19 protein-coding genes are annotated in these 19,618 nt (G+C 73.9%); 14 read left to right on the top strand and 5 right to left on the bottom strand.

The features are described from left to right. Positions 1-134: 134 nt before the first annotated feature. Positions 135-1,247, top strand: a complete 1,113-nt coding sequence (locus ASD33_RS33350; RefSeq protein ID WP_056569498.1) for an alpha/beta hydrolase-fold protein — start codon at positions 135-137, stop codon at positions 1,245-1,247. Positions 1,248-1,262: 15 nt separating this feature from the next. On the opposite strand, the gene ASD33_RS33355 is transcribed toward ASD33_RS33350, so the two are convergent. Next, on the bottom strand, positions 1,263-2,258 hold the full coding sequence (locus ASD33_RS33355; protein WP_056569501.1) for an ATP-binding cassette domain-containing protein: 996 nt from the start codon (positions 2,256-2,258) through the stop codon (positions 1,263-1,265). Positions 2,259-2,401: 143 nt separating this feature from the next. Here ASD33_RS33355 and ASD33_RS33360 point away from each other — a divergent pair, with 143 nt between their 5' ends. The 4 genes from ASD33_RS33360 to ASD33_RS33375 all read left to right on the top strand — a co-directional run bounded on the left by ASD33_RS33360 (position 2,402) and on the right by ASD33_RS33375 (position 6,055). Next, a complete protein-coding gene (locus ASD33_RS33360) occupies positions 2,402-3,088 on the top strand; it encodes an ABC transporter permease (RefSeq protein ID WP_056569504.1) in 687 nt (228 codons plus the stop codon). A gap of 1 nt (position 3,089) precedes the next feature. Continuing rightward, positions 3,090-3,776: an ABC transporter permease gene (locus ASD33_RS33365; RefSeq protein ID WP_056569507.1), complete on the top strand. Its 687-nt coding sequence runs from the start codon at positions 3,090-3,092 to the stop codon at positions 3,774-3,776. Positions 3,777-3,831: 55 nt separating this feature from the next. Beyond that, positions 3,832-4,830 (top strand): ABC transporter substrate-binding protein, encoded by a 999-nt coding sequence (locus tag ASD33_RS33370; RefSeq protein WP_199863642.1) that lies wholly within the window; start codon positions 3,832-3,834, stop codon positions 4,828-4,830. A 130-nt stretch (positions 4,831-4,960) separates the two neighbouring features. Then, entirely contained in the window at positions 4,961-6,055 is a 1,095-nt protein-coding gene (locus ASD33_RS33375; RefSeq protein WP_056569511.1) for a hypothetical protein, read from the top strand. A gap of 64 nt (positions 6,056-6,119) precedes the next feature. Here the strand turns inward: ASD33_RS33375 and ASD33_RS33380 are convergent, their stop codons facing one another. Together ASD33_RS33380 and ASD33_RS33385 are read right to left on the bottom strand one after the other, a co-directional pair. Next, positions 6,120-7,262 (bottom strand): NADH-quinone oxidoreductase subunit D, encoded by a 1,143-nt coding sequence (locus tag ASD33_RS33380; protein ID WP_056569513.1) that lies wholly within the window; start codon positions 7,260-7,262, stop codon positions 6,120-6,122. A gap of 43 nt (positions 7,263-7,305) precedes the next feature. Next, complete coding sequence (locus tag ASD33_RS33385; RefSeq protein ID WP_056569517.1) at positions 7,306-8,334, bottom strand: SAM-dependent methyltransferase; 1,029 nt, start codon at positions 8,332-8,334, stop codon at positions 7,306-7,308. 97 nt (positions 8,335-8,431) lie between these two features. On the opposite strand from ASD33_RS33385, the gene ASD33_RS33390 reads away from it, so the two are divergent. The 3 genes from ASD33_RS33390 to ASD33_RS33400 are packed head-to-tail and all read left to right on the top strand — an operon-like array spanning position 8,432 to position 10,992. Further along, positions 8,432-9,634 carry a sensor histidine kinase gene (locus ASD33_RS33390; protein ID WP_056569520.1) on the top strand — a complete coding sequence of 401 codons (1,203 nt, stop codon included), beginning with the start codon at positions 8,432-8,434 and terminating at the stop codon, positions 9,632-9,634. 28 nt (positions 9,635-9,662) lie between these two features. Further along, positions 9,663-10,340, top strand: coding sequence for a response regulator transcription factor (locus ASD33_RS33395; RefSeq protein ID WP_056569522.1), 678 nt, complete (start codon positions 9,663-9,665; stop codon positions 10,338-10,340). A gap of 16 nt (positions 10,341-10,356) precedes the next feature. Next, positions 10,357-10,992 carry an AAA family ATPase gene (locus ASD33_RS33400; protein WP_056569697.1) on the top strand — a complete coding sequence of 212 codons (636 nt, stop codon included), beginning with the start codon at positions 10,357-10,359 and terminating at the stop codon, positions 10,990-10,992. Here the strand turns inward: ASD33_RS33400 and ASD33_RS33405 are convergent. Continuing rightward, the gene (locus tag ASD33_RS33405; protein WP_079045148.1) at positions 10,989-12,077 is read right to left on the bottom strand and encodes a DUF5937 family protein; all 1,089 of its coding nucleotides are present in this window, start codon (positions 12,075-12,077) and stop codon (positions 10,989-10,991) included. The genes ASD33_RS33400 and ASD33_RS33405 overlap by 4 nt on opposite strands. Before the next feature lie 179 nt (positions 12,078-12,256). Here ASD33_RS33405 and ASD33_RS33410 point away from each other — a divergent pair, with 179 nt between their 5' ends. Continuing rightward, positions 12,257-12,547 (top strand): hypothetical protein, encoded by a 291-nt coding sequence (locus ASD33_RS33410; RefSeq protein ID WP_063992025.1) that lies wholly within the window; start codon positions 12,257-12,259, stop codon positions 12,545-12,547. Here the strand turns inward: ASD33_RS33410 and ASD33_RS33415 are convergent. Next, complete coding sequence (locus ASD33_RS33415; RefSeq protein WP_056569528.1) at positions 12,544-13,728, bottom strand: beta-eliminating lyase-related protein; 1,185 nt, start codon at positions 13,726-13,728, stop codon at positions 12,544-12,546. The two genes, ASD33_RS33410 and ASD33_RS33415, sit on opposite strands and share 4 nt — an antisense overlap. 197 nt (positions 13,729-13,925) lie before the next feature. Here ASD33_RS33415 and ASD33_RS33420 point away from each other — a divergent pair, with 197 nt between their 5' ends. The 5 genes from ASD33_RS33420 to ASD33_RS33440 are packed head-to-tail and all read left to right on the top strand — an operon-like array spanning position 13,926 to position 19,502. Beyond that, positions 13,926-14,891 (top strand): DUF2520 domain-containing protein, encoded by a 966-nt coding sequence (locus tag ASD33_RS33420; protein WP_056569531.1) that lies wholly within the window; start codon positions 13,926-13,928, stop codon positions 14,889-14,891. Next, positions 14,888-15,982, top strand: coding sequence for a pantoate--beta-alanine ligase (gene panC / locus ASD33_RS33425; RefSeq protein ID WP_079045149.1), 1,095 nt, complete (start codon positions 14,888-14,890; stop codon positions 15,980-15,982). Before ASD33_RS33420 ends, panC begins: the two co-directional genes overlap by 4 nt. Further along, entirely contained in the window at positions 15,979-17,673 is a 1,695-nt protein-coding gene (locus ASD33_RS33430; protein WP_056569534.1) for an L-aspartate oxidase, read from the top strand. The genes panC and ASD33_RS33430 overlap by 4 nt, the downstream gene beginning before the upstream one ends. Then, on the top strand, positions 17,674-18,696 hold the full coding sequence (gene nadC / locus ASD33_RS33435) for a carboxylating nicotinate-nucleotide diphosphorylase (protein ID WP_056569537.1): 1,023 nt from the start codon (positions 17,674-17,676) through the stop codon (positions 18,694-18,696). It begins immediately after the preceding gene. Next, positions 18,696-19,502, top strand: a complete 807-nt coding sequence (locus ASD33_RS33440) for a type III pantothenate kinase (protein ID WP_056569540.1) — start codon at positions 18,696-18,698, stop codon at positions 19,500-19,502. Before nadC ends, ASD33_RS33440 begins: the two co-directional genes overlap by 1 nt. Positions 19,503-19,618 lie beyond the last annotated feature (116 nt).

The raw sequence follows: 19,618 nt of genomic DNA on the forward strand, positions 1-19,618 counted from the left end.
GTCCTTGACTCCGGTCGGGCCCTGCGGCGTATTGGGCGGGCCGTCCCGGTTGGTGCGCCTTCTAGGACGGAGTCGTACGGGCTCGGGTTCATCGGGTCACAGGAAATTCTCGGAAAGGAAGGCTCGGTCGTCCCATGGGTCTCACCAGTAGCAAAGTTCTCGTGGTGGCGGTCGTGCTGGCGGTGGCGCTGTTCCTCGCCACGGTCTGGCTGTGGCCGCGGCTCGCGCGCCGGGGGTGGCGTGCGTACGCGGGGCGGGTGGGGCTTCTCCTGGCGACCCAGCTGGCGCTGTTCGCCGCGGTGGGTCTGGCGGCGAACCGGTCGTTCCTCTTCTACGGCTCCTGGGCGGACCTGTTCGGGCAGGAGCAGGAGATGGGGGTGGTCGTCGACCACGGGGCGGGTCCGAAGGCGGTACGGGTGGTGGGGACGCAGCGTCTCGACGTGCCGGGCGGCGGGCGTCCGGAGGTCGGCGGGCAGATACAGAAGGTCGTGGTGGCGGGGGAGCGGTCGGGGATCGTCTCGCCGGCCTATGTGTACCTGCCGCCGGAGTACTTCCAGGAGCGGTACGCGAAGCGCACGTTCCCGGCGTCGTTGGTGCTCACGGGGTATCCGGGGACGGCGGAGAACCTCATCAAGGGGTTGAAGTACCCGAGGACGGCGTACGTCGAGGCGAAGGAGGGGCGGATGCAGCCGATGATCCTGGTGATGCTGCGTCCGACGGTGGCGCCGCCGCGGGACACGGAGTGCGTGGACGTGCCCGGGGGGCCGCAGACGGAGACCTTCTTCGCGGAGGACCTGCCGAAGGCGGTCTCGGCGACGTACCGGGTGGGGACGAAGCCGCGGAACTGGGGGTTCATGGGCAACTCCACGGGCGCGTACTGCGCGCTGAAGATCGCGCTGCACCACCCGGACCGGTTCGCGGCGGGGGCGGGGTTCTCGGCGTACTACCGGGCGGCGGAGGACGTGACGACGGGGGACCTCTTCCACGGGGACGACGGGCTGCGGAAGCGGTCGGACCTGTTGTGGAGCCTGGACCACCTGCCGCAGGGGAAGTCGTCGTTCCTGGTGACGACGTCGAGGCGGGGCGAGGACAACCTGCGGGGCACGCGGGAGTTCATCAGGAAGGTGAAGAGCCCGGCCAGGGTCTCGTCGATCACGCTGGACAGCGGGGGCCACAACTTCAACACGTGGAACAGGGAGATCCCGCCGGGCATGGTCTGGATGGGCGGCAAGCTCAGCGCGAACTGAGCCCGCCCCCGGGGGTCACGAGACCGACGCCCGGCGCAGGGCGCGGTGGACGCCCTCCGGGGTGAGGACGCCGAGGGGGCGGCCGTCGGCGCCGGTGACGACGAGGCGGCCGGTGTCGTGCTGGAGGAGCACGGCGAGGGCGTCCTTGAGGGAGGTCCCGAGGGGGACGGGGGCGGGGGCGCCGTCCGGGCCGGCTGCCGGTGCCGCTGCCGGGGCGGGTGTCTTCGCCAGGGGTACGGGTTCGAGGTCGGCCTCGGTGACGGGTGTGACGGCCAGCCTCTTCAGGCCCCGGTCGCTGCCGACGAAGTCCGCGACGTAGGGGGTGGCGGGGGAGCCGAGGACGGTGGCCGGGGTGTCGAACTGCTCGATGCGGCCCTGTCCGTAGACGGCCATGCGGTCGCCCATGCGGACGGCCTCCTCGATGTCGTGGGTGACGAGGAGGACGGTCTTGCGGACGGTGGCCTGGAGGGCGAGGAACTCGTTCTGGAGGCGCTCGCGGACGACCGGGTCGACGGCGCCGAAGGGCTCGTCCATGAGCAGGACCGGCGGGTCGGCGGCGAGGGCGCGGGCGACGCCGACGCGCTGCCGCTGGCCGCCGGAGAGCTGGGCGGGGTAGCGGGAGCCGTAGACGGCGGGGTCGAGGCCGACGAGGTCGAGGAGTTCGGCGGCGCGCGCGCGTGCGGCGGCCTTCTTCCAGCCGAGCAGCGCGGGGACGGTCGCGGTGTTGTCGAGGACCGTGCGGTGGGGGAAGAGCCCGACCTGCTGGATGACGTAGCCGATCTCGCGGCGCAGGGCGACGGGGTCGACTCCGGCGATGTCCTCGCCGTCGACGAGGACGCGGCCCGAGGTGGGCTCGACGAGCCGGTTGACCATCATCATCGTGGTCGTCTTGCCGCAGCCGGACGGCCCGACGAGGGTGACGAGTTCGCCCTCGGCGACCTCGAAGGAGAGGTCGTCGACGGCGGTCGTGCCGTCCGCGTACCGCTTGGTCACGTGCTCGAACCGGATCATGGTTCCCCATTCTGGCCCCTGGAAGCCGGGGGTGTGTGAAGGGCGTGTTGCCGCATTGTGGCGGGTCTCGGGGATTGTCGGTGGCGGGGGTTAGGGTCGTCACACATGCGTTCGGGAGGTCGACCACCCGGGGGGAGGGACGGATGAGCGCACCGAACTGTCTGGTCACGAACGACTGGATCTGCGGGGAGTATCTGCGGACGCGCGCCCAGGAGTTGACGGACGCCACGCTCCAGCATGTGGGAATCACGGTCGTGTCGGTGCTGATCGCGCTCGCCGTCGCCGTACCGCTCGCCCTGCTCGTACGGGCCAGGCCGCGCTTCGCCGGACCGGTCCTCGGGCTCACCACCCTGCTCTACACGGTGCCTTCGCTCGCCATGTTCTCGCTGCTGCTGCCGTTCTTCGGCCTGTCGTCGGCGCTCGTGGTGACGGGCCTCGTGCTGTACGCGCTGACGATCCTCGTGCGGAACGCGCTGGCGGGGCTCGCCGCCGTGCCCGCCGAGACGCGGGAGGCCGCCCGCGGCATGGGGTACGGCTCGCTGCGGCTCCTCTGGCAGGTCGAACTGCCGCTGGCGCTCCCGGTCCTGATGGCGGGGATACGGATGGCGACGGTCTCCACGATCGCGCTGACGACGATCGGTTCGGTGGTCGGACGCGGCGGCCTGGGCAACCTCATCGAGGACGCGCTGCCCACCTTCTTCAAGGCGCAGATGCTCGCCGCCTCCGTGCTGTGCGTGCTGCTCGCCGTCGTCGCCGACCTGCTCCTCCTGGGGCTGCAGCGGCTGCTCACGCCGTGGACCCGCATACGGACCGCGCCGGGGGGTGGGTGACATGGGGGTCCTGACGGACGCCTGGGGCTGGCTCACCACCGGCGCGCACTGGACGGCCGAGGACGGCATCGGGCAGCGGCTCGCCGAGCACGTGTACGTGAGCGGGGCCGCGCTGCTGATCGCGGCGGCGCTCGCGCTGCCGCTGGGGCTCTGGCTCGGCCACCTGGGCAGGGGCGGGGCGCTCGCGGTGAACGTGTCGAACGTGGGGCGGGCGATCCCCGTCTTCGCGGTGCTGGCCCTGTTCATGGTGTCGCCCCTGCGGAACGCCGGGTACGTACCGACGGTCGTGGCGCTGGTGCTGTTCGCGATACCCCCGCTGCTCACCAACGCGTACGTGGGGGTGCGGGAGGTGGACCGGGCCGCGGTGCGCGCCGCGTGGGGCATGGGGATGACGGGCGGCCAGCTGTTCCGCCGGGTCGAACTGCCCCTGGCCCGGCCGGTGGTGATGACCGGGGTCCGATCGGCGGCGGTGCAGGTGGTCGCCACGGCGACGGTCGCGGCGATGGTCGGACAGGGCGGCCTGGGCCGGATCATCACGGCCGGCTTCGCCACGTACGACACCGCGCAGGTCGTCGCGGGCGCGGTGCTCGTGGCCCTCCTGGCCCTCCTGGTGGAGGGCGCCCTGGTGGGCCTGGACCGACTTCTCGGGTGCCGCGGCCGACCGGCCGGGCTGCCGGACGAGCGCTGAACGCCGGGCCGAACCACTGAACGCTGACCGGAACGACCGACCAAACGCTGACTGGATGGGTGATCTCGTGAACAGGGTCTCGCGTATCGCGGGCGCGGTGCTGGGGACGGCGGCGCTGACCGTCGCGCTCGCCGCGTGCGGCGGTGACAGCCTGGAGCAGGGCAAGCAGAAGGATTCCGGGAGCGCCGGCGACTCCGCCGGCGGGAAGAAGGGCTCGCTGGTCGTCGGCGCGGCGGCGTTCACCGAGGCCAAGGTGCTGGCCGAGCTGTACGCGCAGTCGCTGCGGGCCGCCGGATACTCCGTGTCGATCACCACGGTGAAGAATCGCGAGCTGTACGAACCGTCGCTGGAGAAGGGCGAGATCGACGTCGTCCCGGAATACGCGGCGACGATCGCGGAATTCCTCAACGCGAAGGTGAACGGGCCGAAGGCGCCCGAGGAGGCGCCGGTCGCGTCCGGTGACGCGACGGCCACCGTCGAGGCGCTGCGGAAGCTCGCCGAACCGCGCGGTCTGAAGGTCCTCGCGGTCGGTGCGGCGGTCGATCAGAACGCCTTCGCGGTGACGAAGGAATTCGCCGCGAAGAACAAGCTGACGACGCTTTCCGATCTCGGCCGCGCGAAGCTGAAGGTGAAGATCGCCGCCGGTGACGAATGCGCGGTCCGGCCGTTCTGCGCGCCCGGTCTGAAGAAGACGTACGGCATCGACGTGACCGGGATCGACCCCAAGGGCGTCGGCACCCCGCAGGCCAAGCAGGCGGTGAAGGACGGGGTGGACCAGCTGGTCCTGACCACCACGACGGACGCAACGATCGACGGCTACGGCCTGGTCTTCCTCACCGACGACAAGAAGCTGCAGAACGCCGACAACGTGCTGCCCGTGGTGAACGCGAAGGACGCCGGTTCTCCCGAGATAGCCGCCGCGCTCGACAAGCTCACCCAGGTGCTGACCACAGCGGATCTCGCCGAACTCAACCGCAAGGTGGACGCCGAGCGGGCGAAGCCCGAGGACGTCGCCAAGGACTATCTGGTGACGAAGGGGCTGCTCAACAAGTAGGCGCCGGGGGAGGGGCGTCGGCCCGAAACGGAACCGGAACGGTGGATATCCACTTCTGATGGCGAGAAGTGGCCAAGAGATTGCCGGGCCGACGCCCCACGCGACGCCTACGCACGGTAAATTTCAGGCCATGCCACGTGGACGCCACCGCCATTCCCCGCCTCTGCACAAGCTGCTGCCGCCCTCAGCGGTCGCCGGCGCCGCGGTCGTGTGCGCCGCGGCCGCCTGGCTGCCCGGCGATCAGGTGGTCGCGCGGCTGCTCGCGGCGGCCGCGGCGGCCGCCGCCGTCACCGGTGCCGTCCTCATGCGCAGTTGGGACCGGAGCGCCGGTCTCCGGGTCGCCGAGCTCGACCGGGCGCGCACCGCCGACCAGTGGAAGGCCGAGGAGCGGGTCGCCGAGCTGGAGTCCGACCTCGACGAGTCCCGCGCGCTGCGGTCCCGGCTCGACGCCAAGCTCCGCGCCAAGCGGGTCGAACTGGCCGCGCTGCGCGGCGAGCACGCCGACCTGCTCCGCCGGTACGCCACCGCCGAGACCGAGCGCGCCAGCGCCCTGGAGGGCGCGCGCGTCCTGGCCCTGGAGACGGCGTCGGTCTCCTCCAGTGCCAGGGCCCTGCCCGCCGGCGGGACCACGACCACCCCGGAGGCCTTCCGCCGCGCCGCCCAGGCGCTCCGCGACCTCCCGCGCAGCGCCGCCGCCCAGCACGCCCGCCGGACCACCGAGGCGGCCCGCGCGCGCGACCTCGCCGAGCGGGCCCGCGAGACGGAGGAGCCGCAGGGGAAGCACGCGGCGGCCGCGGGCACGGAACACAGCCGCCCGGCCGCCCCCGCCCTCGCGCTCCCGCCGGCCGCGCCGGTCCCGCCCGCCTCCGCCATGGTCCCGGCCGTCCCGACCGCGACCGCGATCGTGCCGTACGCGGCCCGCAGGCCCGTGCCGCGCCCCGAGGGCGGCTTCGACTTCTTCGGTACGCAGAAGGCGGCGGCGGCCATCGAGGCCGTGCAGCACACGGACCTCGCCGATGTCGTCGGCGAGGAGGTCCTCGAAGAGGCCCTGGCCGCGCAGGCGGTGCTCGGCGCCCCGCTGCTCACCCCGGTCAGCCCCTCCGGCACCCCCCTCGCGCCCCGGGTCACCCCGTCCCGCGCGGTCGGCCAGGTCATCGACCTGACCGCGCACGACGAGACGGAGCAGCTGGACGTCGCGGAACTCCGGGGCGCGGTCAACTCCTGACCCGCACGCCCCGCCCGCCGGGCGGACGCCGTCCGGGCGGGGTGGGCCCGGCGACGGGTGGCGGCTACTTGTCGATGTCGCCGACGACGAAGAACAGCGATCCCAGGATCGCCACCATGTCGGCGACGAGCGTCCCCGGCAGGAGTTCCACGAGCGCCTGGATGTTGTTGAACGACGCCGAGCGCAGCTTCAGCCGGTACGGGGTCTTCTCGCCCCTGGACACCAGGTAGTAGCCGTTGACGCCGAGCGGATTCTCGGTCCACGCGTACGTGTGGCCCTCCGGCGCCTTGAGCACCTTCGGCAGCCGCTGGTTGATCGGCCCCTGCGGCAGCTCCGCCATCCGGTCCAGGCAGGCGTCCGCCAGGTCCAGGGAGTTGTGCGTCTGGTCGAGGAGGCACTCGAACCGGGCCAGGCAGTCGCCCTCCTCGCGCACGGCGACCTTCAGGGTGTCCTGGAGCTCCCCGTAGGCCAGGTACGGCTCGTCGCGGCGCAGGTCGAAGTCGACGCCCGAGGCGCGGGCGATCGGCCCCGACACCCCGTAGGCGTGGACCGCCGCCGGGGACAGCACGCCGACCCCGCGCGTACGGCCCCGGAAGATCTCGTTGCCGAGGACGAGCCGGTCGTACACGTCCATCCGCGACCGTACGTCGGCGACGGCCTGACGGGCCCGTCCCAGCCAGCCGGCCGGCAGGTCCTCCTTGAGGCCGCCGACCCGGTTGAACATGTAGTGCATCCGGCCGCCGGAGACCTCCTCCATGACCGCCTGGAGCTCCTCGCGCTCCCGGAAGGCGTGGAAGACCGGGGTGATCCCGCCCAGTTCGAGCGGGTAGGAACCGAGGAACATCAAATGGTTGAGGACCCGGTTCAGCTCCGCGAGGAGGGTACGGGTCCACACCGCGCGCTCCGGGACCTCCATGCCGAGCATCCGCTCGACGGCCATGACCACGCCGAGCTCGTTGGAGAAGGCGGACAGCCAGTCGTGGCGGTTGGCCAGCATGATGATCTGCCGGTAGTCGCGCGCCTCGAACAGCTTCTCCGCGCCCCGGTGCATGTAACCGATCACCGGCTCGGCCTCCCGCACGACCTCGCCGTCGAGCACGAGCCGGAGCCGGAGCACGCCATGCGTCGAGGGGTGCTGCGGCCCGATGTTCAGCACCATGTCGGTGCTCTCCGCCGCGCCGCCGATGCCGACCGTCGTCTCCGTCATGCGGTCAGTATCCCCCGAGGCCGAACGCGGCCCGGCCGCCCCGTCAGGGCACCCGCCGGGTCAGCCAGAGGAAGTCCCCGAGCCCCCCGCGCGCGGTGAGCTCCGCGGCCTCGCCGGCGGCGGACAGCGCGCGCACGTACGCGGCGGGATCGGCCGAGGCGAGCGCGAGCGGCGGCCGCCCTCCGGCCACCCCGAGCCGCGCGAGGACCTCCCGCTGGGTGAGGAGCCCGTCGACGCCCTCCGGACCCGCATCGGCAGAGACGCCGGCGTCGGCCGGACCCGCGCCTGTCGGACCCGCGTCCACCGCCGCCGCGCACGCGTCCAGCGCCACATGTGCCGTCAGGTCGCAGGTGCCGTCCGGGACCGGCGGGACCTCGCGGCCCGCGCGGAAGCCGGTCAGCGAGCCGAAGGGCGGCCGGGACGCCCGTACGTGCGCGTAGTCCACGGCCACCGCCCGGCCCGCCGCCAGCGACCCCACCGCCGCCGCCCACGCCTCGTCCCTGGGCCACCCGATCTCGGCCCGCGCACCCGGCTCCGTCAGCGGCCACCAGCGGGCCAGCCACTCCGCGTCCCGGCCGCGGACCGGTCCGCCGAGCCGCTCCGTGCCGTCCGCGCGGACCTCCACGTACCGGACCGTGCCCTCCGCGTCCGCCTCGGCGACGTCCACCGGCACGTTGTCGAGCCACTCGTTCGCGAAGAGGAGGCCGCGCGTCCCCCGGGGGATCCGTTCGGTCCACTCGATCCGGGGGTCGAGCCCCGCCGGCCGGGCGGCCCGCTCGACGGCGTACGCGCGGACGGTGAGCCCGCTGCTCTCCGTCGCGGCGAGCACCCCCGCGAGGAGTTCGCCGCGCCCCGCGCCCACGTCCACCAGGTCGACCTCGGCCGTCCCCAGCTCCTCCGCGACCTCGCCGAGCAGCCGGGCCACGGCCCCCGCGAACCGCGGGGAGGCGTGCACCGAGGTGCGGAAGTGGCCCGCGGGTCCCTCGGGGCGCAGGTAGAAGCCCCCCGGGCCGTACAGCGCCCGTTCCGTGGCTTCCCGCCACCCCTGCCACTGACACGTCTCATCCGTCACGGGCCCCAGTCTCCACCTCGGGGAGTACGGGTCCCGCGCCAAGGATCGACCCCACGGTTGATCCCCGCACCTGCCTCCCTTCCCTACTCTGGGTGACGTGCAGCGCCTCTACGACTTCATCCGCAGACACCCGACGGGCGTCGACAGCTTCTGGGCCGTCGTCCTCCTCGGGCTCTCCCTGCTGTGGGTGGGGGAGATGTCCCCGAAGCTCGGCGGCCCCGTCGGGTACGGCGTGATCGCCCTGCTCTTCTCCCTGGTCCTGGCCCTGCGGCGGCGCGCCCCCGAGAAGATGCTGCTGCTCGCGACGGCCCTGGGGCTCGCCCAGCTCGGCTTCGACCGGGTGCCGTTCATCGCCGACTTCGCCATGCTCGTGATCATCTACACGGTCGCGGCGCACGACGGACCCCGCTGGGCGTCCCGGCTCGCGCTCGTCGGCGGACTCTGCGCCGCCACCCTCTCCCAGCTGAGATGGCCGATGGAGGGCACCGAGTCCGGGGCGGCCAAGGTCTTCTTCACGGTCATCATGACCGTGCCGTTCGCCCTCGCCTGGGTCCTCGGCGACTCGCTCCGCACCCGCCGCGCCTACTTCGCGCAGCTGGAGGAGCGGGCCTCCCGGCTGGAGAAGGAGCGCGAGGCGCAGGCCAAGGTCGCGGTCGCCGCCGAGCGGGCCCGGATCGCCCGCGAGCTGCACGACGTCGTCGCGCACAACGTGTCGGTGATGGTGGTCCAGGCCGACGGCGCCGCGTACGTCATGGACTCCTCCCCGGAGACCGCGAAGCAGGCCCTGGAGACCATCTCCACCACCGGCCGGCAGGCGCTCGCCGAGATGCGCAGACTCCTGGGCATCCTGCGCACCGGGGAGCACCAGGAGGCCGGGGAGTACGTGCCCCAGCCCGACGTGGGCCAGATCGAGGACCTCGTCGAGCAGGTGCGGGGCGCCGGGCTCACCGTGGACTTCGCCATCGAGGGGAGCCCGCGCCCGCTGCCCAGCGGCGTCGAGCTCACCGCGTACCGGATCGTGCAGGAAGCCCTCACCAACACCCGCAAGCACGGCGGCCCCGACGTCGGCGCCAGCGTCCGCCTGGTCTACTTCGACGACGGGCTCGGGCTGCTCGTCGAGGACGACGGCCGGGGCGCGCCGCAGGAGATGTACGAGGACGGGGGCGCCGACGGCCGGGGCCACGGCCTGATCGGCATGCGCGAGCGGGTCGGCATGGTCGGCGGCACCCTGGACGCGGGGCCGCGTCCGGGCGGAGGCTTCCGGATCAGTGCCCTGCTCCCGCTCAAGCCCGCTCACTGACGACCCGAACACGACCCGAAGGAACCTGATGTCCATCCGCGTGATGCTCGTCGACGACCAGGTGCTGCTGCGCACCGGTTTCCGCATGGTGCTCGCCGCCCAGCCGGACATGGAGGTCGTGGCGGAGGCGGGCGACGGGGTCGAGGCCCTGGAGGTGCTGCGGTCGACGGCGGTCGACGTCGTCCTGATGGACGTGCGCATGCCCAAGCTCGACGGGGTGGAGACGACCCGGCGGATCTGCTCCCAGCCCGATGCCCCGAAGGTGCTGATCCTGACCACCTTCGACCTCGACGAGTACGCCTTCTCGGGGCTGAAGGCGGGGGCGAGCGGTTTCATGCTGAAGGACGTGCCGCCGGCGGAGCTGCTCGGCGCGATCCGCTCGGTGCACAGCGGTGACGCGGTGGTCGCGCCCTCGACGACCCGGCGGCTCCTCGACCGCTTCTCGCCGATGCTGCCGTCGACCGGCCGGGAGCCCGAGCACAAGGAGCTGGGGCGCCTCACGGACCGGGAGCGCGAGGTGATGATGCTGGTCGCCCAGGGCCTGTCGAACGGCGAGATCGCCGCCCGCCTGGTCCTCTCCGAGGCGACGGTGAAGACCCATGTGGGCCGCATCCTGACCAAGCTGGGCCTGCGCGACCGGGTGCAGGTCGTGGTCCTCGCGTACGAGACGGGCCTGGTCAGGGCGGGCGGCGGTGCGGCGGGCTGAGCCGGGGACCGGTCCGGTGCTGCTGTGGATCAACGGCCCCTTCGGGGGCGGCAAGACCCAGACCGCCCACGAGCTGCACCGCCGGCTGCCCGGCAGCGTGGTGTGCGACCCGGAGCACATCGGCTTCGGGCTGCACCGGACGCTGCCGCCCTCGCTGCGCGGTGACTTCCAGGACCTGGCGTCCTGGCGGCAGGGCGTGCGCGAGGTGCTGGACCTCGCGCTGCGGCGGTACGGGGAGGGGCCGGTCATCGTGCCGATGACGGTCACCGACCCGGGGTACTTCGCGGAGACCGTCGGCCGCCTCCGCGCGGATCACGGCGCCGACCGGGTGCACCACGTCGCTCTGCTCGCGGAGCGGGAGACCGTGCTGCGGCGGTTGACCGAGCGGGGTCTCGGGCGCGGGCTGAAGCGGGAGAGCTTCGCGGTGGCCCGGCTGGACGAGTGCCTGGAGCGGCTGTCGGGTCCCGAGTTCGCCACTCACATCGGTACGGACCGGCTGACGGTGCCGCAGGTGGCCGACCGGGTCGCGGAGCTCGCGGGACTGCGGCCGCTGCCGAACACGGACGGACCGCTGCGGCACCGGCTGCGGCGGCTGCGGGTCGGGCTCTCCCACATCAGGTTCGACCAGCGACTTCCTGGAGAGCGGCCCTAGCGCAGCACGCTCTCCAGGAAGTCGCTGCCGAGGCGGGCGACGACGGCCACGTCCAGCTGGTGGAGCACGTAACGGCCCCGGCGCTGGGTGGTGACGAGTCCTGCCTTCTTCATGACCGCGAGGTGCCGGGAGACCTCGGGGGCGGTGATGTTGTACGCGTCCGCCAGCTCGCTCGTCGTGCTCGAACCGCGGGCCAGACTGCGGCAGAGCCGCATCCGCATGGGGTGGGCGACGGCCTCGAGACGCCGGATGACGGCCTCCACGGAGGCCGCGCCGCCGGGCTCGCGGTCGGGGACCGGGTACTGGATGACGGGCTGCCAGCCCGGGGTGTACAGGGCGAAGAGGTGCGGCCGGCCGAAGGCGGTCGGCAGGAACGTCACGGCGGAGGTCGCGGTGGTCGTGCGGCCCTGGACCAGCTTGTCGACGACGATCCGGGAGCCCGCCGCGTCCTCCTCCAGGACCATCGCGGGGGACGCGTCGGCGACGGCCTCGGCCAGACCCTTGCGCCGCATCAGCTCGGTCTTGTGGCGGGCGTCGGCGGCGAGCTGGACGCGGACGCGGCGCCAGGTGTCCGCGAAGAAGGCCTCCTCGCAGTCCTCCAGGAGACGCCGGACCCACGCGCGCGTACCGGGCGGGTCGGCGAGCATCCGCTCCACGAAGGCGAGCCGGCGCGGGCCGCGCGCGGCGGCCAGGTCCAGGGTGCGGCGGCGCATCCGCTCGTCGACGAGCGGGGAGGGAGCGCCGTGCGTGTACTTGCTGTTGCAGGAGATCTCCAGGGCGGAGCCGACGTACTTCTCGTCGTCCATGCGGTCGAGGTCGTCCAGCTCCTCGGCGAGGGTCTCCCGGGGGTGCGCCGGCAGCAGGATGTCCGAGCGGGTGGAGGTCCACATGAAGTCGGCCTCGTGGAGCCGGTCCGCGAGCTCCGGCTTCAGCGCCGCCGCCGTGCTCGTGGTCCAGGCGTGGAGCCGGGCGTGGTGCGCGGGCTCGGCCAGGGCGTGCAGGGCGGCACCCAGCTCGGCCAGCGGCGAGGGGCTGAAGGTGATCCGCTCGTGCGGCAGTCCGGTGATGTCGATGGTCACGCTCACCCGTCCATGGTGCGGGGTGGAGCGGGGGTGGTGTCGCGCGGGTTGACGGGCGCCGTCAATCGACGGCCCGGAGCGGCCCCGGTACGGCCCGGAGCGGCCCCGGTACGGCCCGGGGCGCCGTTTGACCACGGCCGTCAATCGGCGCGCCAAGGGCTCCGGGCCCGGCGCACGGTGAGCGCATGAACGCGATGCACCAGTACCTCTTCGACGCCTACCGCGCCGCCCGGCTCGGTGAGCCGGCGCCGCCGGAGCCCGGCACCCATGACGTCGCCGTCCTGCGCGCGCTCCGCGAGCGGCGCCGGGCCGAGCGGGAGCCGGGGCGGGGGCGGGAGCGCGCGGGCCGCCCGGCGCGGGGCACCCTCCGCCACCGCCTCCGAACGGTCCCCGGCCTCCGGACGGCCCCCGGCTTCCGTACGATCCACAGCCTCCGGACGGCCCTCCGCTCCGGGAAGGCCCTCCGGCGCCGCTAGCCCAGCCGCCCCAGGAAGTCCCTGGCCGCCGCCCTCACGTCCTCCGCCGTCCACTCCAGGCCCGGTGCCGTCACCGTCAGCTCCGTGAACGAGACGCCCGGCGGGCCGCCCGCGCCCGGGGTGAACCAGCGGCGGAAGAGCACCGTGCCGGTCTCCTCGGTCTGGGCGAGCGCGGCCGCCGTCAGGGTCTCCGCGGCGTACGGCAGCCAGACCTGGAACTGGTGGGTGTGCGGCTCCTCGGGGTGCACCCGGAACCACCCCGTCCCGGCCTCGGCGAACGCCTCCCGCACCGCGTCGGCCACCATGCGCGCGTGCGCCACGTACGACGGGAGCCGGGGCAGCTCGACGTCCAGGCCCCGGAGCGCGGAGAGCGCCGCCGGGTACTGCTGGAAGATCATCCCCCCGTACCGGTGCCGCCAGATCCTGGCCTCCTCCATGACGTCCTCGGGGCCGACGAGCACGGCCCCGGACATGCCGTTGAGGGACTTGTAGAACGAGACGTACACGCTGTCGGCGAGCCCCGCGATCTCCGCGAGCGGGCGGCCGAAGTGCGTGGCGCACTCCCAGAGCCTGGCCCCGTCGAAGTGGACCACCGCGTCCCGCTCCCGGGCCGCCTCGACGACCTCGGTCAGCTCCTCCCAGGTCGGCAGGACGAAGCCCGCGTCGCGCAGCGGCAGCTCCAGCATCAGCGCCCCGAAGGGCTCCGGGTGGTCCCGTACCTCCTCGGCCGCCGGCAGCCGGGGCGCGTCGGTGGGATGGACGGTCCGGAGCCCGGAGACGGCCCCGAACGCGCCGTTCTCGTGGACCTCGGGGTGGCCGAGCGGGTGGAGGGCGACGACGGGGCTGCCGGTGCGCCCCGCCCAGCAGCGCAGGGCGACCTGCTGGGCCATCGTGCCGGTGGGGAAGAAGACGGCGGCGGGGTGGCCGAGCTCCGCGGCGACGCGCCGCTCCAGCACCTCCACCACGCCGTTGCCGTACGTGTCGAGCGCGGACTCGCCGTATCCGGCGGCCTCCGCCCACGCGGTCAGCTCACGCAGGCGCGAGCCGACCGTGCCGTCCATCGAGTTCTGCCCCAGCTTGCGCGGGGCCTCGCTCCAGACCTTCAGCCGGTGCAGCCGGGCGGCCTCCTCGTCCGAAGGCTCCACGGGGTCGGTGGGGCCCACGGTGTCTGCGGGGTCCATGGGGCCTGTGGGCTCCACGGTCTCTGCGTCGTCCTCGGGATTCACCGGATTCACGGGATGCGTGCCATTCATGAGCCGATCATCACACCCCGCCCACACCCTGTGGACAGCCACGGGAAGAGCGCGAAACGCTGGCGTAGCATGACCAGAAATCGTCCGGTACCCGCCGAGGACTGGAACGGAAGGCCGCCCCCACCGTGAACGCACCAGCAGCGCCAGAGCCCCGAGCCGAGGACCGACCCGCCCGGCTCACCGTCGGAGTCGTCGGCGCCGGCCGCGTGGGCCCCGCCCTCGCCGCCTCCCTCCGGCTCGCCGGGCACCGCCCCGTCGCCGTCTCGGCGGTCTCCGACGCCTCCCGGCGCCGCGCCGCCGCCCTCCTGCCCGACGTCCCCGTCGTCGAGCCCGCGCGGGTCCTCGCCCTCGCCGACCTGGTCCTGCTCACCGTGCCGGACGACGCCCTGCCCGGTCTGGTCGAGGGGCTCGCCGACACCGGTGCCGTACGCCCCGGGCAGCTGCTCGTGCACACCTCCGGGCGGTACGGGGCACGGGTCCTTGACCCCGTCCGCCGGGCCGGCGCCCTGCCGCTCGCCCTGCACCCCGCCATGACCTTCACCGGCACCGAGGTCGACGTCCAGCGGCTCGCCGGCTGCTCCTTCGGCATCACCGCGCCCGAGGAACTGCGGCTGGCCGCCGAGGCCCTCGTGATCGAGATGGGCGGCGAGCCCGAGTGGATCGCGGAGGAGGCCCGCCCGCTGTACCACGCGGCCCTGGCCCTCGGCGCGAACCACCTGGTCACCCTGGTGGCCCAGTCGATGGAACTGCTCCACAAGGCGGGCGTCGCCGCCCCCGACCGGATGCTCGGCCCGCTGCTCGGCGCCGCCCTGGACAACGCCCTGCGGTCCGGGGACGCGGCCCTCACCGGCCCCGTCGCGCGCGGTGACGCGGGCACGGTCGCCGCCCACGTCTCGGAGCTGCGCAAGCACGCGCCCGGCACCGTCGCCGGCTACCTGGCGATGGCCCGCACGACCGCCGACCGGGCGCTCGCCCACGGCCTGCTCAAGCCCGAGCTGGCCGAGGACCTGCTGGGCGTGCTCGCCGACACCTCCGCCGGCGCGACCGGCACCACCGGAGCCGCCGACGGGCCGCAAGGAGACGACCGATGAGCCTGTTCGCCCGCGAGAGCGCCGAGGGCGGTCGTGCCGTCCGCCACGAGCCCGCCGCACTCCTGCGCACCGCCGAGGACCTCGGGGACGCCGCCGCCCACTTCGCCGCCCCCGGCTCCACCGCCGTGGTCATGACCATGGGCGCCCTCCACGACGGCCACGCCACCCTCGTCCGGGCCGCACGCGCGCGCGTGGGGGAGAGGGGCTTCGTCGTCGTCACCGTCTTCGTCAACCCGCTCCAGTTCGGCGCCGGCGAGGACCTCGACCGCTACCCCCGCACCCTCGACGCCGACCTCGCCCTCGCCCTCGACGCGGGTGCGAGCGCCGTCTTCGCGCCCTCCGTCGACGAGGTCTACCCCGGCGGGCAGCCGCAGGTACGGATCACCGCCGGCCCCATGGGCGAGCGCCTCGAAGGCGCCTCCCGGCCCGGCCACTTCGACGGCATGCTGACCGTCGTCGCCAAGCTGCTCCACCTCACCCGGCCCGACCTGGCCTTCTTCGGCCAGAAGGACGCCCAGCAGCTGGCGCTCATCCGGCGCATGGCCCGCGACCTGAACTTCCCGGTCGAGATCGTCGGCGTGGAGACCGTCCGCGAGCCCGACGGCCTCGCGCTGTCCAGCCGCAACCGCTACCTGTCGGCCGAGGAGCGCCGTACCGCCCTCGCGCTGTCCGGGGCGCTGTTCGCCGCCGGCGACCGGCTCGCCGCGCAGGAGGCGCTCCGCGCGCGTGCCGACTCCCTGCCCGGCGCCCAGGGGCGGGCCGGGAACCGCGCCGAGGCGCTCTCCCGGCTCGGCGAGGCCCGTGCCGCCGCCGACGCCCACGCGGTCGCGCAGGCCGCCGAGGGCCGCGGAGCCGAGGCCGTAAGGGCCGCCGCCCGCAGCGTCCTCGACGAGGCCGCGAGGGCCGAGCCGCCGCTCACGCTCGACTACCTCGCGCTCGTCGACCCGGAGGACTTCACCGAGGTCGCCGACGACCACCACGGGGAGGCGGTCCTCGCCGTCGCCGCGCGCGTCGGCACCACCCGGCTGATCGACAACATCCCCCTCCACCTCGGAGGCACCATGCCCACCACCCTCGGAGCGAACCCGTGACCGGAATACGGCTGCACGCCCCCGCGCCCGGCTGGGCCATCGACGCCGATGTCGTCGTGGTCGGCTCCGGAGTCGCCGGCCTCACCGCGGCCCTGCGCTGCACCGCGGCCGGGCTCCGCGCGGTCGTCGTCACCAAGGCCCGGCTCGACGACGGCTCCACCCGCTGGGCCCAGGGCGGCATCGCCGCCGCGCTCGGCGAGGGCGACACCCCCGGGCAGCACCTCGACGACACGCTCGTGGCCGGCGCCGGACTGTGCGACGAGCACGCCGTGCGGGCGCTCGTCACCGAAGGCCCCGACGCCGTCCGCCGGCTGATCGCGACCGGCGCCGACTTCGACAAGGACGCCGACGGCGGGATCGCGCTGACCCGGGAGGGCGGCCACCACCGCCGCCGGATCGCGCACGCCGGCGGCGACGCGACCGGCGCCGAGATCTCCCGCGCCCTGGTCGAGGCGATCCGGGACCGGGGTGTCCGCACCATCGAGCACGCCCTCGTCCTGGACCTCCTGACGGACGCCGAGGGCCGTACGGCGGGCGTGACCCTGCACGTCATGGGCGAGGGCCAGCACGACGGCGTCGGCGCCGTCCACGCGCCCGCAGTGGTCCTCGCCACCGGCGGCATGGGCCAGGTCTTCTCCGCCACCACCAACCCGAAGGTCTCCACCGGCGACGGCGTCGCGCTCGCGCTCCGCGCCGGCGCGGAGGTCTCCGACCTGGAGTTCGTCCAGTTCCACCCCACGGTGCTCTTCCTCGGCGTCGGCTCCGAGGGCCAGCAGCCGCTGGTCTCCGAGGCGGTCCGCGGCGAGGGCGCCCACCTGGTCGACGCCGACGGGGTCCGCTTCATGCTGGGGCAGCACGAGCTGGCCGAGCTGGCGCCCCGGGACATCGTCGCCAAGGCGATCACCCGCCGGATGGCGGAGCAGGGCGCCGACAACATGTATCTCGACGCCCGCCACTTCGGCGCCGAGATGTGGGCGGAGCGCTTCCCGACGATCCTCGCCGCCTGCCGCTCCCACGGCATCGACCCGGTGACCGAGCCGATCCCGGTCGCCCCCGCCGCGCACTACGCCTCCGGCGGCGTCCGCACGGACCTGCGGGGCCGTACCACCGTCCCCGGCCTGTACGCGTGCGGGGAGGTCGCCTGCACCGGCGTCCACGGCGCCAACCGGCTCGCCTCGAACTCCCTCCTGGAGGGCCTGGTCTTCGCCGAGCGGATCGCCGAGGACGTCATCTCGGCCGCCCCGCGCGTGCCGGGCGCCCCGGTGGCGCACCCGTCCCCGGTGACCCTGCCGCTGCCCGTGGCCGATGCCCGGCCCCGTATCCAGCGGATCATGACGGCCGGCGCCGGGGTGCTGCGGTCCGAGACCGGACTGCGGGAGGCCGCCGAGGCCCTCGACGCGCTGCACGGCGACGCCCTCGCGGGCGGCACCGACGACACCAAGGCCGGCGAGCCGGGCGTCGACGCCTGGGAGACCACCAACCTGCTGTGCGTCGCCCGGGTGCTGGTCGCCGCCGCCCGCCGCCGCGAGGAGACCCGCGGCTGCCACTGGCGCGAGGACCACCCGGACCGCGACGACACCGACTGGCGCCGGCACCTCGTCGTACGCCTCACCCCGGAGCGGACCCTCGACGTCCGGACGACCGGCACGCATGACTTTCCCCCCACCTCCGATGCCCCAAGGGAGCCGTAAGTGACCACGCCCGAGGAAGCCCGTCCGCAGCCCGTGGACGTCCCTCTCATCCAGATCCACACGGTTTCCTCCGACGAGGCGGCCGGCGGCTGCGGCGACGGCTGCGGCTGCGGCGGTGCCGACGAGTTCGAGTGCGGGCTCGACCCGGCGCTCGCCGAACTGCTGGAGGCCGCCGGTCTCGACCCCGTCCAGGTCGAGGACGTGGCCCACCTGGCCATCGCCGAGGACCTCGACGGCGGCGTCGACGTGACGACCGTGGCGACCGTCCCCGAGGACGCCGTCGCCACCGCCGACTTCACCGCCCGCGAGGCCGGTGTCGTGGCCGGTCTGCGGATCGCCGAGGCCGTCCTGTCGATCGTGTGCACGGCCGAGTTCGAGGTCGAGCGGCACGTCGAGGACGGCGCGCGCGTCGAGGCCGGGCAGCTGCTCCTCAGCGTCACCGCCCGCACCCGTGACCTGCTGACCGGCGAGCGCAGCGCCCTCAACCTGCTGTGCCGCCTCTCCGGCATCGCCACCGCCACGCGCGCGTGGGCCGACGCCCTGGAGGGCACGAAGGCCAAGGTCCGCGACACCCGCAAGACGACCCCGGGCCTGCGCGCCCTGGAGAAGTACGCGGTCCGCTGCGGCGGCGGCGTCAACCACCGCATGTCGCTCTCCGACGCGGCCCTGGTGAAGGACAACCACGTGGTGGCGGCCGGCGGCGTGGCCGAGGCCTTCAAGGCCGTGCGCGAGCTGTTCCCCGAGCTGCCCGTCGAGGTCGAGGTCGACACGATGCCGCAGGTCCGCGAGGTCCTGGAGGCGGGCGCCGACCTGATCCTGCTGGACAACTTCACCCCGGCCGAGACCGAGGAGGCCGTCGCCCTGGTCGCGGGCCGCGCCGCCCTGGAGTCCTCGGGCCGGCTGACCCTGGAGAACGCGGCGGCGTACGCGGCGACCGGCGTGGACTACCTGGCCGTCGGCGGGCTCACCCACTCCTCCCCGATCCTCGACATCGGCCTCGACCTGCGCGAGGTGCGGGCCTGATGCTGCTCACCATCGACGTCGGCAACACGCACACGGTCCTCGGCCTCTTCGACGGCGACGAGATCGTCGAGCACTGGCGGATCTCCACCGATCCGAGCCGCACCGCCGACGAGATGGCGGTCCTGCTCCAGGGCCTCATGGGCATGCACCCGCTGCTCGGCGTCGAGCTGAGCGACGGCATCGAGGGGATCGCGATCTGCGCGACGGTCCCCTCGGTGCTGCACGAGCTGCGCGAGGTCACCCGGCGGTACTACGGGGACGTCCCGGCGGTCCTGGTCGAGCCGGGCGTCAAGACGGGCGTCCCGATCCTCACGGACAACCCCAAGGAGGTCGGCGCGGACCGCGTGATCAACGCGGTCGCGGCCGTCGAGCTCTACGGCGGCCCGGCGATCGTCGTCGACTTCGGTACGGCGACGACGTACGACGCGATCACCACGCGCGGCGAGTACGCGGGCGGCGCCATCGCGCCGGGCATCGAGATCTCGGTCGAGGCGCTCGGCGTGAAGGGGGCCATGCTCCGCAAGATCGAGCTGGCCAGGCCCCGCAGCGTGATCGGCAAGAACACGGTGGAGGCGATGCAGTCGGGCATCGTCTACGGGTACGCGGGCCAGGTCGACGGCGTCGTCGCCCGGATGAAGCGGGAGCTGGTCGGCCCGGCCGGCGACCCCTCGGACGTGACGGTGATCGCGACCGGCGGCCTGGCGCCGATGGTCCTCGCCGACTCCCAGGAGATCGACGAGCACGAGCCCTGGCTGACCCTGATCGGCCTGCGCCTGGTCTACGAGCGGAACGTCTCCCGCATGTGACCCCCGCCGGGGCCGGCCGCCGCGGGCCGGCCCCGGGGACCGCGCCGGACGCCCGCCGCGAAGCCGCCGCTCGTCGGCGCGCCGTAATGATCGCTAAGAGAAAATTGTCCGATTAG

The sequence above is a fragment of the Streptomyces sp. Root1304 genome, from assembly GCF_001426405.1.
GTDB lineage: Bacteria > Actinomycetota > Actinomycetes > Streptomycetales > Streptomycetaceae > Streptomyces.

What these genes read in the sequence shown, in the direction of transcription:
- ASD33_RS33350 (WP_056569498.1), top strand. Translation starts at nt 135, where the DNA reads ATGGGTCTCACCAGTAGCAAAGTTCTCGTGGTGGCGGTCGTGCTGGCG.
- ASD33_RS33355 (WP_056569501.1), bottom strand. Translation starts at nt 2,258, where the DNA reads ATGATCCGGTTCGAGCACGTGACCAAGCGGTACGCGGACGGCACGACC.
- ASD33_RS33360 (WP_056569504.1), top strand. Translation starts at nt 2,402, where the DNA reads ATGAGCGCACCGAACTGTCTGGTCACGAACGACTGGATCTGCGGGGAG.
- ASD33_RS33365 (WP_056569507.1), top strand. Translation starts at nt 3,090, where the DNA reads ATGGGGGTCCTGACGGACGCCTGGGGCTGGCTCACCACCGGCGCGCAC.
- ASD33_RS33370 (WP_199863642.1), top strand. Translation starts at nt 3,832, where the DNA reads ATGGGTGATCTCGTGAACAGGGTCTCGCGTATCGCGGGCGCGGTGCTG.
- ASD33_RS33375 (WP_056569511.1), top strand. Translation starts at nt 4,961, where the DNA reads ATGCCACGTGGACGCCACCGCCATTCCCCGCCTCTGCACAAGCTGCTG.
- ASD33_RS33380 (WP_056569513.1), bottom strand. Translation starts at nt 7,262, where the DNA reads ATGACGGAGACGACGGTCGGCATCGGCGGCGCGGCGGAGAGCACCGAC.
- ASD33_RS33395 (WP_056569522.1), top strand. Translation starts at nt 9,663, where the DNA reads ATGTCCATCCGCGTGATGCTCGTCGACGACCAGGTGCTGCTGCGCACC.
- ASD33_RS33410 (WP_063992025.1), top strand. Translation starts at nt 12,257, where the DNA reads ATGAACGCGATGCACCAGTACCTCTTCGACGCCTACCGCGCCGCCCGG.
- ASD33_RS33415 (WP_056569528.1), bottom strand. Translation starts at nt 13,728, where the DNA reads ATGGACCCCGCAGACACCGTGGGCCCCACCGACCCCGTGGAGCCTTCG.
- panC (WP_079045149.1), top strand. Translation starts at nt 14,888, where the DNA reads ATGAGCCTGTTCGCCCGCGAGAGCGCCGAGGGCGGTCGTGCCGTCCGC.
- ASD33_RS33440 (WP_056569540.1), top strand. Translation starts at nt 18,696, where the DNA reads ATGCTGCTCACCATCGACGTCGGCAACACGCACACGGTCCTCGGCCTC.